Source organism: Streptomyces sp. NPDC051636 (genome assembly GCF_044453765.1).
In the GTDB taxonomy this organism is placed as follows: Bacteria; Actinomycetota; Actinomycetes; order Streptomycetales; family Streptomycetaceae; genus Streptomyces.
Window position 1 is genome coordinate 43,690 of sequence record NZ_JBITDA010000017.1, and the last position, 16,516, is coordinate 60,205.

A 16,516-nucleotide genomic window follows, 5' to 3' on the forward strand; every position below is an offset into this window, starting at 1 on the left:
AGCGGCAGGGAAACGGCGACGCCCCCGTGCGCTGGAGAGCCACGGGGGCGGTCCCGCTGAAGATCAGGTGTCATCCGCGCAGCGCGACGACGAGTTCGTGGAACGTGAACCCGAGTCCCGCGCAGGTCGTGCCGAGGCCGATGAACGTCGTCAGAGCCGGCCGGGGGCGACTCCGGCGACTGCGTCGAACTCTCCGCCCGCCAAGGCACCGTGCTCCTCCGCGAGTGCGACGAGCCCGGCACCGTCCTCGAAACCGCCGGCCCCAACTGGCCGCCCTCATAGGCCACCTCCACCCGCGGTCCTGACCGCTCAGTCGGACGTCAGGCCCGTCCGCACCGTTCCCGTGACCTCCTCCGCGAACTTCTCCGGGGTGCCGGAGAGCGGTGCCGGGGTCGCCGGGTGTTTGCCCTTCGCCGGGTGTTCGGCGAACAGGGCCACCGTGACCGACAAGCGGTCGTCGGACTCCGTGTGCCAGACGGTGCGGGTGCCGGTGCCGGTGCCCGCGCCGCCCGTGAAGGACGAAAGGGCGGCGGGGACCGGGTACTCGGCCGCCGCCCGGGCGATCGCCGGCGACAGGAGGTGGCGGGTCTGGCGGTGTGCCGTGTAGAGCGTGCGCCCGCCGTGGGTGATCTTCGCGACCGTGTACGGCTTCGCGTACGTGTCCTGGGCCGCGACCGCGGCGTACACCGACGCCAGTCGCAGCGGGGACGGCGTGGGGGTGCGGATCAGGTCGGCTGCCGGGACGCCGAGCTTCGACTCCTCGAGGACCGTCAGCGCCGTGCCCGCCTCGACCGCGCCGGACACGGCGTCGTTGAACGGCTGTTCCGTGTAGTCCGCGCCTCCGTACAGCACCCGGACCGCGCCGTCCCCGGGGATCATCGCCACCACGGCCGTGTGCAGCCGCGTCCCCTTGGCGGCCGGCGGCGCGTCGCCCACCCGGTCCGCCGTCGCGTCCTGCGCCGCCACGTCGAACGTCGTACGCACCGTGTACCCGCCCCGGGCCAACTGGTCCTGGGAGATGCCGAGACGGTCCGCCGCCTCGGCCGCCGCCGCGTCGATGAGGTACTGGCGCTGGCCGTCCGTGTCGCCCGGCGGATAGAAACGGAAGGCCGGGAAGGCCGCCTGCGCACGCTCCTTCGCGGTGATCGTGCCCGAGCCGCGCATCCCGTCGAGGACCCACGCCCACCGCCGCTGCAGCGTCGCCGTCACTTTCGCGTCCGCGCCGGCCCGCTCGTAGTACGACGGCAGGTTGATGATCGCCGCCAGGGCCGCACCCTGCGAGAGCGTCAGGTCCTTCGCGTCCACGCCGAAGTAGTTGCGCGCGGCCGACTGGATGCCGGCCGCACCCCGGCCGAAGTACACGGTGTTGAGGTAGCCCTCGAGGATCGCGTCCTTGGAGCGGGTACGGTCCAGCTTGACGGCGATCAGCGCCTCGCGGGCCTTGCGGGTCAACGACTGCTCCGGGCTGAGCAGCGCGTTCTTCACGTACTGCTGGGTGATCGTCGAGCCGCCCTGCCGCTCGCCGCCGCTCAGCGTGGACACCGCCGCCCGCACGATGGCGGTCGGTGAGACGCCCGAGTCCGTGCGGAACGAGCGGTTCTCGGCGGCGATCACCGCGTCCTGCACCTGCCGGGGAACCTGGGAGAGCGGCACGTCCTGCCGGTCCACGGGCCCTCGCCGGCCCAGGTACTCGCCGTTCGCGTCCACGAACACCGTGCTCTGGCTCACCGTCTCCGGATGCGGCTCGGGGATGACGGTCAGCCGGTAGGCGACGACGACCGCGCCGCACAGGGCGAGGATGAGCGTGAGTACGGCGATCAGGGCCCGCCGGATCCAACGGCCCCGGCGCCGCCGGCTGCGGACACGCCGGGGCAGCCGCCGACGGCGCATGACCTTCGGGGAGTCCGAGTCCTCGGGGGCCGGGGTCTCGTCGCCGGCCGGGGGATCCACCACGCCGGTCACCTCACCTTCAGCGGCCACGCCGGTCACATGGGTCATGTCGGCCACGAATCCACTCCGCTCCTCGCCAGCTCCGCGCCCCGCGCGTCGTACACCGTCACCCGCAGGCCGGCGAACACCCGTTTGTCCAGGGGGAGTCGGGCGACCGCGTACCACACGCTCCAGCCCGGGTCGCCCGCCAGCGTGAGCAGCCTGCCGTGCGTCGTGCCGGAGGGTGCCGTCACCTCCACCCGGGCGGCCGGCCGGTCACCCTGGTAGGTGCCGGACAGCAGGAAACGGCCGTTGACCTCCTCCGGCCGCAGCGTGACCGCGGGATCGTGCGCCGCAGGCCGGCTGACCGGCAGGAACTGTCCCGACCCCCGTGCCGTCGACCAGTGCTCCCCGTTCTTGGCCAGCCACAACTCCACGCCGGGCAGCGGCCGTACGCGCTCACCCGAGGCGACGACGCGCGCGGTCCCGGCGGGCACGGAGGGCGAGGGTGCCGTCGGGCCGGGCGACGCGGTCCGGAAGGTGAGGAGAGCGAGCGGGGCGAGCAGCAGCAGACAGCCGGTGAGCAGCGCCGTCGTACGGCGTCTGCGGCGGCGGGCGCGGCCCTCGCGCTCGATCTCGGCCAGCGGCAGCGGCGGCGGTACGGCCCCGCGCGCGGCCTCGGCGAACGCCTGGCGCACCTCGTGCGCCTCGTCACGGTTCATCGGCGGACTCCCGGCACGGGCAGGGCGCCCAGGGCCGAAAGGCCCCGGCGCGCGTACGACCTGACGGCACCGGCCGAGCAGCCCAGCAGCTCGGCGATCTCCGCCTCGGCCAGGTGCTCGCCGTGGCGCAGCACCAGCACCACCCGCTGCCGGGGACCGAGGCGTCCCAGCGCCTGGAAGAGGGGCGCCCGTTCGCCGTCACCGCGCGCGAGGCGGCGGGCGCGGCGCAGATACCGGCGCACCAGGGTCCGCCGTACGTAGAAGTCGGCGTCGTCGCGCGGCGTGCGCCGACGGCGGGCGTAGGTGTCGGCCAGCGTCGCCCGCGCCAGCTCCTGAGCCGCGTGCGGGTCGCCGGTCAGGAGGTGGGCGGTGCCGAAGAGGCGGGGCCAGGCGTGGGCGGCGTAGGCCGCGAAGTCCTCGCGGGGGGAAGGGGTTCGGGGGGTCACGTCAGTGCGCTGCCTGCCCGCCAGTCGTCCCAGTCCACGTTCCAGTCGCCGTAGCCGTTGCCCGGAGCGACCGTGTCCCTGGAACCGACGACCGTCACCACGTCCCCGGGGATGACCTCGTCGTAGAAGTGCTTCGCCGTGCCGTCGTCGGCGAGTCCGACGCAGCCGTGGGTGACGTTCTGGTGGCCCGCGTACGTATCCGCCTTCGGGTTCTGGTGGAGATACGTGCCGGAGGTGGTGAGGTGGACGGCGTAGTAGTAGTAACCGGCGTAGGCGTCGCCGTAGCCGACGGTCTTCGAGTTCATGTAGACCTTCGGCGCCTTGTCGGAGACGATCATCGTGCCGTTCCAGGTGTCCATGCCGGGCGCGCCCGCGGTGATCGGGACGGTGTGCGTGGATCCGTTCACGACGACCTTCATCATGTGCGTGCGCACGTCGACGGTGGCCACGAGCGAGCGCCCGACGGTGAAGTGCCGGGTGAGCGAGGAGCCGACGCGGACGGTGACGTTCGTGCCCGGCTTCCAGTACGTGCGGGGCCGGAAGTCGACGCGCTGGCCGTCGAGCAGGTTGCGGTCCCTGACCCAGCTCCAGGAGCCCTCGACGTCGGCGCTGACCTTCAACTTCCGCTCGGTCTCGCCCCGTTGTGCGACCGGGACCGGGTGGCTGAAGGTGACGGACATCGGCATGCCGACGCCCACGGTCTGCCCGTCGGCGATGTTGAGGTGCGCGCCGGCCGGCGTGTCGAGGGGCTTCGGTGTTGAGCCGGTGCGGGAGTCGGCCGGAGTCGGCCGGTCCGCCGCCTTCGCATCCGCGCCCGCCTGGGCGTTCGCGCCCTTGGCCACCCCTCCCTGTGAACAGCCTGCGAGGGCCAGAAGGCATACGGCTGCCGCTCCCCACGCGGCGGCGGCACGGCGGGACTTGGCTCTGCTGGTCATCGTGTTCCCCCTGCGGTGTGTTTCCATGTGCGACGTACGGGACCTGTACGCACGGCGGTGACCGCCGGGTTGCACGGGATATCGGAAGACTCGTGGCGGGGACATGACCGAGGAAGAGTTCGACGCTTTCTACGCCGCCGCGTTCCCCCGGCTGACCGGCCAGCTCTACGCCTTCACCGGGGACCACGGCGAGGCGCAGGACGTCGTGCAGGAGGCTTTCGTACGGGCCTGGGACCGGCGCCGGGAGTTCCTGGCGGAGGGGGCGCCCGAGGCCTGGATCCGGACCGTGGCGATGCGGCTGGCGGTGAGCCGCTGGCGGCGGGCGAAGCGGTGGCTGGAACTGGTGCGGCGCACTCCTCCGCCGGAGTACACGCCGGGGCCCGAGTCCGGGCCGGCCCATCTGGCCGATCTGGTCGCGGCGTTGCGGCGGCTGCCCGAGGCGCAGCGGATGGCGGTGGTCCTGCACCATCTGTGCGACCTGAGTGTCGAGCAGGTAGCCTCCGAGACCGGTGCCCCCGTGGGGACGGTCAAGGCCCGGTTGTCCCGCGGCCGGGCGGCGCTGGCGCGGGAACTGGCCGACGACGGGGAGAGGGAGGACGACCGTGTCCGATGACCTCACCACCGGGCTGCGTCAACTGGCCGAGTCGGGCGAGGCGTTGCCGTCCGCTTCGGGCGCGGACATCCGCCGCCGGGCCCACCTGCGCCGCCGTCGCCGTCGTAGCGCCGCCGCCGTCGCCGGGACGGCCGCCGCGGCCGCTGTGGCGCTCACTCTGGTGCTGAATCCGGGCGGCCCGGACGCCGGGCGGGCGTCCTCGCCGGCCGCGAGCACGACCGGTACGCCGAGCCCGCGGCCGACCGGCACGCCCACCCCCCAGGCGGCGGTGCCCGACGCCAGGGTGAACCTCTCGACCCGGCTCCTCGTCGCCGGCGGCCGCAAACTGCCCGTCTCCTCCGGCGGCGCCAGGACACCGACCCCGACCGGGCGGATGACCGTCACGTCCATGACCGACGCGGAGCTGGTGAGCGGCAAGGAGATCGGCATGGAATCCGTTTACACCTACAAGCTCCCGTGGGTGATCCGCCTGCGGGCGGACGACGGCACGAGCACCTACCTCGCCGCCATGCCGTACGACGAGAAGGCCCCCGGCAACTACGACATCACCTCGGGCTGGATCGGCCTGCGGTTCTCCGACGCGGAGTGGCTGTACGGGCAGCTGCGGCCCGGGGCGGTGGTCGAGATCGCGGGCCGGTCACCGGCCGGTCCCGCCCGGAGCGTGAATCCGGCCCCGCCCGGACCCGCCTCCTGACGGACGACGATGCCCCCGTACCCGGACAGGGCAAGGGGACATCGCCGTACCGATGGGGCCCGCCTCGTGAGGCCGGCCCCATCACCTACTTCACCGGCTCCGGCTCCGGCGCGCTCTCCGCCTCCGTCTCGCCCGCCGGGTCCACCGGCGTCCTGACGGAGTCGAGGAGCAGCTGGGCCACGTCCACGACCTGGATGGACTCCTTCGCCTTGCCGTCGTTCTTCTTGCCGTTGACCGAGTCGGTCAGCATGACGAGGCAGAACGGGCAGGCGGTGGAGACGATGTCGGGGTTCAGCGACAGCGCTTCGTCGACACGCTCGTTGTTGATGCGCTTGCCGATCCGCTCCTCCATCCACATCCGGGCGCCGCCGGCGCCGCAGCAGAAGCCGCGCTCCTTGTGGCGGTGCATCTCCTCGTTGCGCAGGCCCGGGACCTTGCCGATGATCTCGCGCGGGGGCGTGTAGATCTTGTTGTGGCGGCCCAGGTAGCACGGGTCGTGGTACGTGATGATGCCCTCGACCGGGGTGACCGGGATCAGCTTGCCCTCGTCCACCAGGTGCTGGAGCAGCTGCGTGTGGTGGATGACCTCGTAGTCGCCGCCGAGCTGCGGGTACTCGTTGCCGAGCGTGTTGAGGCAGTGCGGGCAGGTGGCGACGATCTTCTTCGCCGACTTCGGCTTCTTGGTCGACTCGTCCTCGTCGTCCTCGCCGAAGGCCATGTTCAGCGCGGCGACGTTCTCCATGCCGAGCTCCTGGAACAGGGGCTCGTTGCCGAGACGGCGGGCGGAGTCACCGGTGCACTTCTCGTCGCCGCCCATGATCGCGAACTTGACGCCCGCGATGTGGAGCAGCTCGGCGAAGGCCTTGGTGGTCTTCTTGGCGCGGTCCTCGAGGGCACCGGCGCAGCCGACCCAGTACAGGTACTCGACCTCGCTGAGGTCCTCGATGTCCTTGCCGACGACCGGTACCTCGAAGTCGACCTCCTTGGTCCACTCCAGGCGCTGCTTCTTGGCCAGGCCCCAGGGGTTGCCCTTCTTCTCCAGGTTCTTGAGCATCGTGCCGGCCTCGCTCGGGAAGGCGGACTCGATCATGACCTGGTAGCGGCGCATGTCGACGATGTGGTCGACGTGCTCGATGTCCACGGGGCACTGCTCCACGCACGCGCCACAGGTGGTGCAGGACCACAGCACGTCGGGGTCGATGACGCCGTTCTCCTCGGCGGTGCCGATCAGCGGCCGCTCGGCCTCGGCCAGCGCCGCCGCGGGCACGTCCTTCAGCTGCTCCCCGGACGCCTTCTCCTGGCCCTCCATGGTCTTGCCGCCGCCGGCCAGCAGGTAGGGGGCCTTGGCGTGGGCGTGGTCCCGCAGGGACATGATCAGGAGCTTGGGGGAGAGGGGCTTGCCGGTGTTCCAGGCGGGGCACTGCGACTGGCAGCGCCCGCACTCGGTGCAGGTGGAGAAGTCCAGCAGGCCCTTCCAGGAGAACTGCTCGACCTGGGAGACGCCGAAGACGTCGTCCTCACCCGGGTCCTCGAAGTTGATCGGCTTGCCGCCCGACGTCATCGGCAGCAGCGCGCCCAGGGACGTCTCACCGGTCGCGTTGCGCTTGAACCAGATGTTCGGGAAGGCGAGGAAGCGGTGCCAGGCCACGCCCATGTCGGTCTTCAGGGCGACCACGATCATCCAGATGAAGGAGGTCGCGATCTTCAGGCCGGCGAAGAAGTAGGTGAGGTTCTGGAGCGTGGAGATGTCCATGCCCCTCAGCCAGGACACCACCGGGTACGAGATGAAGAACGAGGCCTCGTAGCCGTCCACGTGGTGCTGGGCACCCTCCAGGGCGTGCAGCATGAAGATGCAGACGCCGACGATGAGGATGACGGACTCGACGAAGTACGCCTGGCCGAAGTTGGAGCCGGCGAAGCGGGACTTGCGGCCCGGCTTGCGCGGGTGGCTCAGCTGGCGGACGACGATGAGGGCGAGGATGCCGACCAGCGTCATCGTGCCGATGAACTCGACGTACACGTTGTACGGCGCCCAGTCGCCGAGGACCGGCAGGATCCAGTCCGCCTGGAACAGCTCCCCGAACGCGTTGACGAGCGTCAGCAGCAGGGTGAGGAAGCCCACCGCCACGAACCAGTGCGCCACGCCGATGACGCCCCAGCGGTTCATCCGCGTGTGCCCGACGAACTCCCTGGTCAGGGTGATGGTGCGCTGCGCGGGATCGTTGGTCCGCGTGCCGGCAGGCACCGGCTGGCCCAGCCGCATGAAGTTGTAGATCTGCAGGAGGGCGCGGCCGAACAGTGCCGCGCCGACCACGATCAGGACCAGCGACACGATGATCGCGGCGAGTTGCATTGGGGCTCCTGAGGCGGCCTCGAAATTACTAAGCGGTAACTTATGCAGTCCGTCTGAGACTACCCCCATCTTCCGCCCGGATGCAGCCGGGCGCGGGGTGATATGGGTCGCTGAGGTGAGCCTGAGTGGGGTCCGGAGGACCGCCGCGGCGCCGCGGGTCGCGGCCGAGGCGCCCTGAAGCGGCTCGGCCGCGGCGCAGGCGTAGTGGGGAACGGCGGCAATCGGATCGTGTTATTCACCCAGAATTGCTACTTTCATGCCTAATTTAGAGCCGTGCTCTACGGGATCCTCATCGCCACCACCGCCCTCCTGCTGACCGCCGTGCTCGCGGCGCTCCTCAGGGGGCCCGCCCTGCGAGCCGGAATCGTCGACCGGCGGCGGCAGCGGGCCATGCCGTTGTTCGGGGGCCTGGCTGTCGTGCTGGTCACCTGCCTGGTCGCCGGAATGGGGCAGTGGACGCGGGTCGCGCCGCTGGGGCAGGGGGTGGGGGAGCTGCTCGTCGCCGGGGCCGGGGTCGCCGCGCTCGGGCTGGTCGCCGACGTGTGGCGGCTGCGGGCGCGGGCCCTGGTGGCCGGTACGGCGGTGGCGGCGGCCTGCGTCGTGCCGTACGAGGAGACGGGGCTGCCCGCCGGGCTGCTCGCGGTGGGCTGGATCGTCCTCGTCACGCTCGCCTTCCGGTCGCTCGACCACGCCGACGGGCTCACCGGAACGGTCGGGGTGGTCACCGCCTTCGGAGTGGGCGCGTGTGCGGCGGCCGAGGTGATGGACGGGCTGGCGGTGCTGCTGAGCGTGCTCGCCGCCGCGCTCACCGGGTTCCTCATGCACAACTGGCATCCCGCGCGGATCGGGTGCGGCGCCTGCGGGTCGCTGTTCACCGGGTTCCTGCTCTCCTCCGCCGCCGTGTTCACCCGGGCGGGATACCCGGTCGGCTCCAGCGCCCGGGTGCTGTTCCCGCTCACCGCCGTCGCCACCGCCGACGTGGTCCTGGTGGCCGTCTCGCGGCTGGTGGCCCGGCGGTCGCTGCTGCGCGGCGGACCCGACCACCTCGCCCACCGGCTGCGGCGGCTCGGGCTCACTCCGCCGGGCGCGACCGTTCTGATCGGTGCCGGCGGCTTCTCCGCGGTGGCCGTCGGCGTGCTCGTGCACACCGGGTGGGGCGCGCGGACGGGCGCGCTGTGGGTGGCCGGCGTGACCCTGGCGGTCGTGCTGGGACTGCTCAGGGTTCCGGTGTACGGCCTGCGGCGCCCGACGGCCGTGCACACCGTCGGGCGGCAGCCCGGGGTGCACGGCACCGGGGTGCACGGCCCCCGGCGCACCGCCGCGGGGCTCGCGAACCGGCGTCCGGGCGAGACCTACGGCTCCGCGCGGCCCCCCCGGCAGTCCGCACCGGTGTGGTTGCCGGGCAGTACGGCGACGAGGAGCTCCGCGGGATCGACGAGGCCGACCGGCGGCGGGCGGTGAGGACGCGCGGCGCAGAGCCGCTCGCGCCGTCCCCTCGTACCCCGGCCGCTCACCGACCGGCCCGCCGCGCCCAGTGGGCGGCGGTGAGCGCGACGAACCGGGCGTTGCCCACGGCGTAGCGCAGGAACATCCGGCGCGGCTCCTGGACCATCCGGTGGAACCATTCCAGACCGGCCCTTCGCATCCACCGCGGTGCCCTGCTGCGCAGCCCCGCCACCACGTCGAACGAGCCGCCGACGCCGACCACCAGGGCGCAGCCCAGGTCCTTCTGCCGGCGTGCGAGGAAGTACTCCTTGCGCGGACTCGGCACGGCGAGGAACAGGATGTCCGGGCGGGTCTCGCGGACGGCCGCCACCACCCTGTCCTCCTCCGCCTCGGCCCAGTAGCCGTCCCGGTGCCCGACGACCTCGACCCCCCGCGCGGCGGCGATGCGCGCGGTCTCCGCGACCACCTCCGGCTCGGCGCCCAGCAGGTAGACGCGGTACCCGTTGCGCGCGGCGCTGCGCCACAGGGCCAGCATGAAGTCGATGCCCGTGACCCGCTCGGGCACGGGCGCCCCGAGGAGGCGGCTCGCCCACACGACGGCCTGGCCGTCGGCGTTCACGAGCGAACAGGAGCGGATGATGCGCGCCAGTTCCGGATCGTCGTGTGCCCTGACGACCTTGGCGGCGTTCAGCACGACGTGCTGGTGCGGCCCGCCGTCCGTGATCAGTGCTTCGGCGGTCGCGACCGACTCGTCCAGTGTCAGTGGGTGGACAGGCAGCCCCAACACGGTCACGGGCGGGCACACACCTCTCGTTCCGGTTACCGCGGCCTGGTCCGGCATCTCCGGCGTACGCAGTGGGTTCACCTGTGCCTCCTGCGAGTGGTCAGCCCCGACCGAAACCCGTGCTGTCCCAGAACCGGGCGAACGACTTCTCGACCTGCTCCGGTGCGTACAACGGCCGGAGTTGACGCCATGCCTTCTGCTGGCGGAGCCGGACGCCGTCGAGGTCCGTCCGGCACGCCTCCAGGAAGCCGGTGACCGAGTCGACGGCGGCTTCGACGTCGTCAATGCATGCGTGGCGGAAGAGTTCGGCGCAGCCGGGAGAAGGGGTCGCCGCCACGGCGCACCCCGCCTGCAACGCCTCGAGCAGCACGAAGGGGAGTCCTTCCGCCCAGCGGGCGGGAAGAACGAAGACATCGATCGCGGCCCAGAAAGAGAGGACATCCGCCGTCCGAAGGACGCCGAGGTCGTGGTCGACGCACGCCATGAGCGACTCCGGTACGTCGAGCCGCAACCCGGCAGCGGAGAACTCCACCTGCGACCCGTGGGCCTTCAGGCGCGCCACCGCACCGCAGAGAAGATCGAAACCCTTGGCCTGGCACCTCGTGCCGAGCCAGCCCACACGGAGCACACCGGGAGGCCCGGGCACGCGCTGAACCGCGGTAGCGACAGGCGCTGGGTTCCGGAGCACGGTTACCGATCTCATGCGGCACCCGCTGGTGTGCAGTTCGGCAGCCACGGTGTCGCTCAGGACGATCCAGTGCGCTCCGGACAGCGCCTTCCGCAGTATTCCGCCCCTGGCCAGCCGGGCCGGCAACTGAGCGCCGTGCAAGTGCAGTACGGGCGTACACCCCGCAACTCTGGTGAGCGTGACGAGCAGAACGTCGCGGACGAGCGGGAGACCCCACTGCGAGATCGGCAGGTAGACGGCATCACACGGCCGCACGGCGAGTAGGTACGCGCATCGTCTCAGGACCGCCGTTGTGGCAAGAACCTTCGCTTTCCATGACGCCTGGAACCTGTCTGACCCGGTGCGCTCCGCCGACAGGGAGACAACGGCCAGGACACGGCACCGGCTCTCGAGAAGCGGCGTGAAGAAGTCGGCTGCCCTACCCATCCCGCCGAGCTCCGCACCGTGTCGGAGGACCAGGACCCGGGGGCTGGATTTCGAATCACCCGGATCCGCGACAGCGGAAGAACCCCCCTCTGTGCGCATGGAATCCCTTCAGCAGCGTTGGCACAAATGGAACTGAGTGGAATGCATGACACCATTCACATGGCCGGGCGTCCAGGACAACACGGCACTGCCCCGCCTGAATGATGATCGGGGTGTCGGTTTACGGGATCACCTGCCTGCCGGAGGAGGCAGATGAGCCTCCCGTTGTCACGCCGTTCGCTGTGCCATGCTGGAGCACTGTGAACAGAATCACGGAGGTTGCACGCCCTAAACTGCCGCTGATCCTGAGGCTGACGCTGGCAATTCTCTTGGCAGGGGACTTTGCCTTCAGGATTTCATTCGCTCCTTCGATCACCGCTTCGGCAGCCGTGACGGCTCTTCTCACCGCCATCTGGCTTCTCTTGTGGCCGGTGTTTTCTGCAGCACGTCGGACGCCAGTTCCGGGTGACGCAAGAATTCCGGCGGCAGTATGGCTATTTCTGTGCTGGGCGCTCCTGGACTCCGTGCTCAACGGAATCACCGCTCAAGGGATGCAGAACCTGTGCTGCTATTTTCTGTTCTTCGGTTCCATGGGCCTCGTCGCGTCCGGCGCCGTTTCGCAGGGAGTGGCTTCTCGTTTTGCGGCGTTCGTAGCGGTAATCGGATGGCTGCGCGCCCTGACCTATGCCACCGATCTGGCACGATTCGGTTTCGGTGCCAATGGGATGTACGGGGCACGGGCGTTTGCCGTGCAGGCGTTGATCATCATGGCGGTCTTGATTCCGCTGGGGAAGGAGCAGAGATGTGCCAGACTGCTCCCCGGCGTCCTTTTTTTGGAGATCGCATTCAGCGGCTCGCGGACGGCGATGGCCGTGGCGGGTCTTCTGCTGGCATTCGTTCCCCTTCGCAGTCGTCGACGTTACCGATTGCTGAAGGGAGTGGTCGTGATGGGTGTGACCGCAGCGGTCGGCTACGTCTGTCTGACGCACTTTTCAGCCCTGCATGACCGGTTCTTCACGGGCGACGTGATGGACGTGCACGGAGCGTTCATCAATACGTCGGGCAGAGACCTTCTTTGGGCGGTCGTCACCGAACATGCCGAGACCAGGTCATGGACAGGCTTTGGCGCGGGAAGCGCAGCCATCCTCGTCCGGAGCGTCGTGGTGACCGCAGGAGAACCCCACAACGATTATCTGCGAATTTGGCACGACTTCGGGTACATCGGTCTCGGACTATGGCTTGCGGGCTATCTGAGTCTCATGCGCGGCTGTTGGTTGCGTGCTCGCAGGCTTGATTCAGGGCATGAAGCGAGCCGCCACTATGCGGCGTTCCTAGGACTCGGCTGCGTCGGATTGCTGGCGATCACCGATAATCTGCTGATCTATTTCTTCTCGATGATTCCTCTCGGTGCCCTTGTAGGACTGAGCCTCGCGGCTCCATGCGCTGCCGAAGGCGTTCTCGGAGTCACCCGGCGGGTGAGGACCGCCATCGAAGCAGTGGGGGGACAAGGCAGACCGGTGACACCGGTGGATGCGCTGTCCGCGTGAATGTGGTGGGGCCTTTCGAGCAGGGTCGGCCCCCCGGCCTGGCAAACCTGTATGTTTCATCCATGCATGCTGCGGCAAAGCCCACAATGAGGGATCTGCAAGAGCAGGCTCATAATGTCGGGCACGACTACGCCAACGGCTCTCCCCATATCCGGCACCACAGTGTCCGCCAACGGGTTGTCGACGAGGTGCAACGAGTACTGGGTTCGGTTCAGGACCGAAAGGGCCGTTGCCGCATTCTTGAGCTCGGGGCCGGTCACGGAACTTTCACCGATCACCTGGTGGCGGCCGGCGCAGAGGTGGAGGTGACGGAAATGAGTGCCCCCAGCGCGGAACTTCTCAGGCATCGCTTCCGTCACAACCCGCTCGTCACCGTGACGCACGATCCCGAAGGAAAAGCAGCCTTCAGCGGCCCATCGCTGGACGCTGTCGTGGCCATTTCGGTACTTCATCATATTCCCGACTATCTCGGCACAGTCGAGCGCCTCATTCAGCGTATCGTTCCCGGAGGGGCCTTCCTGAGCTTTCAGGATCCGCTCTGGTATCCCCGGCGATCCAAAGTCTCCATGAGCCTGGACCGAAACGCCTACTTGCTCTGGCGGATCGGACAAGGAGGGTACCGGAGCGGGATGGCGACCCGGATCCGCCGTATGCGTGGCGTCTATGACGAGTCGAAGGCGGCGGACATGGTCGAATATCACGTCGTTCGCCAGGGCGTCGACGAAAAGGCGCTCCACGCGGTGCTCACCGAGAACTTCCACAGGACGCACATGCATCGCTACTGGTCCACTCAGTCAGGCCTCTTGCAGGCTCTCGGGGAACGAATGGCCCCGCCGACCACCTTCGGCCTCGTCGCCGAGCTGCGCCGCTGACACGCGTCGAGTCACTGGAGGCCCTGTGCATGAGAAGCAGGTCCAGGAGTTCTGGTCCGCCCATCCTTGTGGAGATCAGCTGCTGGGCGCGCCGGAGGGAGAAGCGGCGGAGGACTATGACGCGTTCTTCAGCCGGTATGACGCGGGAAAATACCAACTCGAATCACACATCCCGAGGTGCCTGGACAGCCTGCATGTCGCGGGCCGCCGGGTGCTTGAAATCGGCCTCGGCCAGGGGGCAGAAGCAGAGCAGTTGATCCGCCGTGGCGCCACATGGACCGGGGTCGACCTTACCGAGACGGCGGTCACGCGCACGAGAACCCGGCTCACTCTTCGAGGGCTTCCCTTCGAAACCCTTCAGCAGGCCAGTGTCCTGGACCTGCCGTTCTCGGACGGTTCTTTCGATGTGGTCTTCAGCCATGGCGTACTGCACCATGTTCCCGACATCCGACGGGCCCAGCAGGAGATCCGGCGTGTCCTGAGGCCTGGCGGGGAACTGGTGGTCATGCTCTATGCCCGCTGGTCCCTCAATTACCTCGTCGCGATCGGCCTGGTACGCCGCGCCGCGCTCCTGGCCGCCTACCCCCTGGCACAGTTGGGTCTGCTCAGCAAGCCCGGGACGCTGCTCGACGCCCATCTGGCAAGCGCTCGCCGCATCGGGCTCCACCGGTACCTGAGCATGTCCACGTTCATCCACGCGAACACTGACGGTCCCAGCAATCCATACTCTCGGGTCTACGACATCCGAAGGATCCGGGAGGACTTCCCGGACTTCACCGTCAGGCGCGCGGAGAAGTGGTTCATGCATGCCCCTCCGCTGCCCGTTCATGGGATCGGCGGCGAGAGAGCCCTGGGTTGGCACCTGTGGGCACGTCTTACGCCGCGCGCACTGTGAAGTCGGATCCTTCAGGGTGGACCAGCTGGTTAGGACGAAGAGGAAGATCAAGATCTATGTCGCGGCACACGGTAACCATCGTCCAACCCTACGTCCCTTCTTACCGCGTGCCGTTCTTTCGTAGGCTGGCAAGCGATCTCGATGCTTCTCTTAACGCAGACCTGATCGTTGCCCATGGATCACCGGATCCGGTCCTGAGCATGCGAGGGGACAAGTCCGCTGACGGCCTCGATTGTGCACTCCCGCTTCGTGAGCACTGCTGGCGGGTGGGACATCACGCCGCCTACTGGAGGAGACTGGGGAATCTGGGGCGCCGGTCGGACGTCATGGTAGTCGGGCAAGCCCTGCACAATTTGGAAACGTATCCGGTGCTCATCAGGTCTCTCCTCTACGGCCGGGAGGCAGGACGTGAAGCTCCGCGAGTGGCGATGTGGGGGCACGGCCGTACATACAATCGGAGTGTCGGCCCTCTCTTGCGCGCGACAAAGCGCATCGTGACACGGCAAGCCCAATGGTTCTTTGCCTATACACATGGCGGTGCCGCCCATGTGGCACGCCAGGGATTCCCGAAGGACCGAATCACCGCGGTTCAGAATGCGACCGACACGGCTGCTCTCAGATTGGCTGTTGACAAAGTGACCGAATCGGAGGTCAGGGACTTCTCGGCCCGTTATGCGCTGCTTGCCGACCGCACGGCCCTGTTCGTGGGAAGACTGGATGGTCCCAAACGCTTGCACTTCCTGCTCACCGCTGTGGCCCATATCGCGGAAGCGCTTCCAGGCTTCACGCTCCTTGTCGCCGGCGACGGACCGCAACGCTCTCTGCTCGAGTCAGCTGCGGTTCAGCAGAGAGGCGTCGTGTACCTGGGGTCGGTCAAGCGGGAAGATCTGGCTGTCTTGGGGGCAGTTTCCCGACTGATGCTGATGCCGGGGCTCGTCGGCCTTTGCGCTGTCGATTCGTTCGCCTTGGGTACGCCGGTGGTGACGACCCGCTGGCCGTATCACAGTCCGGAGTTCGAATACTTGGAGCACGGCAGAAACGCCGTTGTTACCGAGAACACCCCGGAGCGCTATGCCGAGGGAATCGTCGGCCTGCTGTCCAACGACAAACTGATGGTGCAGCTCGGGCGAGAATGCTCGGCAGACTGCGAAAAATACACCGTGGAAGCGATGAGCGCACGCTTTGTCGAGGGTCTCTCGAGAATGCTGGCATAGTCGTCGGAATTACGCACGCCGAGCCGGATCAAGTGAGGTGGCTGCCCCATTTGAAGCCGGGGCAGCCGCTTCATCCGGAAGGTATCACCTGGCCTCATAGATGTAGAAGTCGGCAAATGAGGTGTTGGTGCCCGAACCACCGGTATGCGGGTAGGGGTTCTGAATCTTTTGTTGAAGTCGCCACTCGGGGAAACGTTCTGCCACGTCCCGTGTCACCGGACGATGGCGCACATGGGGTGGAGTGTGTCCGCTGGCACCGGACCTGTGCGAGTCGTCGCTGGTGTACAGAATGACGTATCGGTGAGCAGACGTGAAGAGATGCTTCAGGTGGAGTAGGTAAATGTCGTCCTCTACCAAGTGGTAGATCACGTCCAATGAAATCGTCAAATCTGCCGTCAGGAAATTCGCGGAGTCGAGGAAATGCTGGGGATTGTACCGGAGAAAGCTTTTGGTGGCGTCTCCGGCGAACAGGGCCATGGCTTGGCGCAGGCAGGTCTTGGAGACGTCGATTCCCAAGTAGCGAGGGTATTTTGCCAGCTTCAGCTGCCGACCGTCGCCACACCCGAACTCGATGACCGAGTCAACTCCGTGTTGCTGAACAAAGGAATTCAGGACATCGGCTTTGAACTGTGCCAGGATTCCCTCGGATCCATGACCGGAGGTGCCTCCTTGTGCGTAACGCGCCTCCCAGTAGTCTCGAGACCCTGGGAAGGAAAATTTTCTGGTCAGGTGTGAAAGCGTCGCAGCCTTGGCGCCCAGCCACGGAAGTTCTCGCACATTCTTCTTGAGGGTGTCGGTGAGGGTCATGGAGTACTCCGGTCTGTCGCTTGAGTCTGGCGGGGGAATCCTACTAGCGCCTCGGCGTTGAAGGCAGGATTTAGTCCACCAAGACATAGGAACAGTGGCAGTCATA

14 protein-coding genes and 1 pseudogene are annotated in these 16,516 nt (G+C 68.2%); 7 read left to right on the forward strand and 8 right to left on the reverse strand.

Annotated elements, in window-relative coordinates; translation table 11 throughout:
- Positions 1-309 precede the first annotated feature (309 nt).
- From ACIBBH_RS26680 to ACIBBH_RS26695, 4 genes are read right to left on the reverse strand one after another with little or no spacing between them, the layout of a single operon-like run.
- Positions 310-1,998, reverse strand: coding sequence for a transglycosylase domain-containing protein (locus ACIBBH_RS26680; RefSeq protein ID WP_399408978.1), 1,689 nt, complete (start codon positions 1,996-1,998; stop codon positions 310-312).
- Complete coding sequence (locus tag ACIBBH_RS26685; protein ID WP_399408728.1) at positions 1,995-2,651, reverse strand: hypothetical protein; 657 nt, start codon at positions 2,649-2,651, stop codon at positions 1,995-1,997. The genes ACIBBH_RS26680 and ACIBBH_RS26685 overlap by 4 nt, the downstream gene beginning before the upstream one ends.
- Positions 2,648-3,097, reverse strand: coding sequence for a sigma factor-like helix-turn-helix DNA-binding protein (locus ACIBBH_RS26690; RefSeq protein WP_399408730.1), 450 nt, complete (start codon positions 3,095-3,097; stop codon positions 2,648-2,650). The genes ACIBBH_RS26685 and ACIBBH_RS26690 overlap by 4 nt, the downstream gene beginning before the upstream one ends.
- Complete coding sequence (locus tag ACIBBH_RS26695) at positions 3,094-4,032, reverse strand: L,D-transpeptidase (protein WP_399408732.1); 939 nt, start codon at positions 4,030-4,032, stop codon at positions 3,094-3,096. Before ACIBBH_RS26695 ends, ACIBBH_RS26690 begins: the two co-directional genes overlap by 4 nt.
- 103 nt (positions 4,033-4,135) lie before the next feature.
- On the opposite strand from ACIBBH_RS26695, the gene ACIBBH_RS26700 reads away from it, so the two are divergent.
- Positions 4,136-4,645, forward strand: a complete 510-nt coding sequence (locus ACIBBH_RS26700) for a SigE family RNA polymerase sigma factor (protein WP_399408734.1) — start codon at positions 4,136-4,138, stop codon at positions 4,643-4,645.
- Entirely contained in the window at positions 4,635-5,339 is a 705-nt protein-coding gene (locus tag ACIBBH_RS26705; RefSeq protein ID WP_399408736.1) for a L,D-transpeptidase, read from the forward strand. The genes ACIBBH_RS26700 and ACIBBH_RS26705 overlap by 11 nt, the downstream gene beginning before the upstream one ends.
- 85 nt (positions 5,340-5,424) lie before the next feature.
- Here ACIBBH_RS26705 and ACIBBH_RS26710 read toward each other — a convergent pair whose 3' ends face one another.
- Positions 5,425-7,692: a (Fe-S)-binding protein gene (locus ACIBBH_RS26710; RefSeq protein ID WP_399408738.1), complete on the reverse strand. Its 2,268-nt coding sequence runs from the start codon at positions 7,690-7,692 to the stop codon at positions 5,425-5,427.
- Between the two features lie 273 nt (positions 7,693-7,965).
- On the opposite strand from ACIBBH_RS26710, the pseudogene ACIBBH_RS26715 reads away from it, so the two are divergent.
- Positions 7,966-8,949, forward strand: a pseudogene (locus ACIBBH_RS26715) (MraY family glycosyltransferase); the annotation flags it as partial.
- Between the two features lie 253 nt (positions 8,950-9,202).
- Here ACIBBH_RS26715 and ACIBBH_RS26720 read toward each other — a convergent pair.
- Both ACIBBH_RS26720 and ACIBBH_RS26725 read right to left on the reverse strand, forming a co-directional pair.
- A complete protein-coding gene (locus ACIBBH_RS26720; protein WP_399408740.1) occupies positions 9,203-9,931 on the reverse strand; it encodes a WecB/TagA/CpsF family glycosyltransferase in 729 nt (242 codons plus the stop codon).
- A gap of 91 nt (positions 9,932-10,022) precedes the next feature.
- Positions 10,023-11,135, reverse strand: coding sequence for a glycosyltransferase family 4 protein (locus ACIBBH_RS26725; protein WP_399408742.1), 1,113 nt, complete (start codon positions 11,133-11,135; stop codon positions 10,023-10,025).
- Positions 11,136-11,335: 200 nt separating this feature from the next.
- On the opposite strand from ACIBBH_RS26725, the gene ACIBBH_RS26730 reads away from it, so the two are divergent.
- The 4 genes from ACIBBH_RS26730 (at position 11,336) to ACIBBH_RS26745 (ending at position 15,603) form a co-directional block, all read left to right on the forward strand.
- The gene (locus ACIBBH_RS26730; protein WP_399408744.1) at positions 11,336-12,622 is read left to right on the forward strand and encodes an O-antigen ligase family protein; all 1,287 of its coding nucleotides are present in this window, start codon (positions 11,336-11,338) and stop codon (positions 12,620-12,622) included.
- A 62-nt stretch (positions 12,623-12,684) separates the two neighbouring features.
- Positions 12,685-13,494 (forward strand): class I SAM-dependent methyltransferase, encoded by an 810-nt coding sequence (locus tag ACIBBH_RS26735; protein ID WP_399408746.1) that lies wholly within the window; start codon positions 12,685-12,687, stop codon positions 13,492-13,494.
- A 25-nt stretch (positions 13,495-13,519) separates the two neighbouring features.
- A complete protein-coding gene (locus ACIBBH_RS26740; protein ID WP_399408749.1) occupies positions 13,520-14,389 on the forward strand; it encodes a class I SAM-dependent methyltransferase in 870 nt (289 codons plus the stop codon).
- A 494-nt stretch (positions 14,390-14,883) separates the two neighbouring features.
- On the forward strand, positions 14,884-15,603 hold the full coding sequence (locus ACIBBH_RS26745; protein WP_399408751.1) for a glycosyltransferase family 4 protein: 720 nt from the start codon (positions 14,884-14,886) through the stop codon (positions 15,601-15,603).
- An 84-nt stretch (positions 15,604-15,687) separates the two neighbouring features.
- On the opposite strand, the gene ACIBBH_RS26750 is transcribed toward ACIBBH_RS26745, so the two are convergent.
- Positions 15,688-16,410, reverse strand: a complete 723-nt coding sequence (locus tag ACIBBH_RS26750) for a class I SAM-dependent methyltransferase (RefSeq protein ID WP_399408753.1) — start codon at positions 16,408-16,410, stop codon at positions 15,688-15,690.
- Positions 16,411-16,516: the final 106 nt, after the last annotated feature.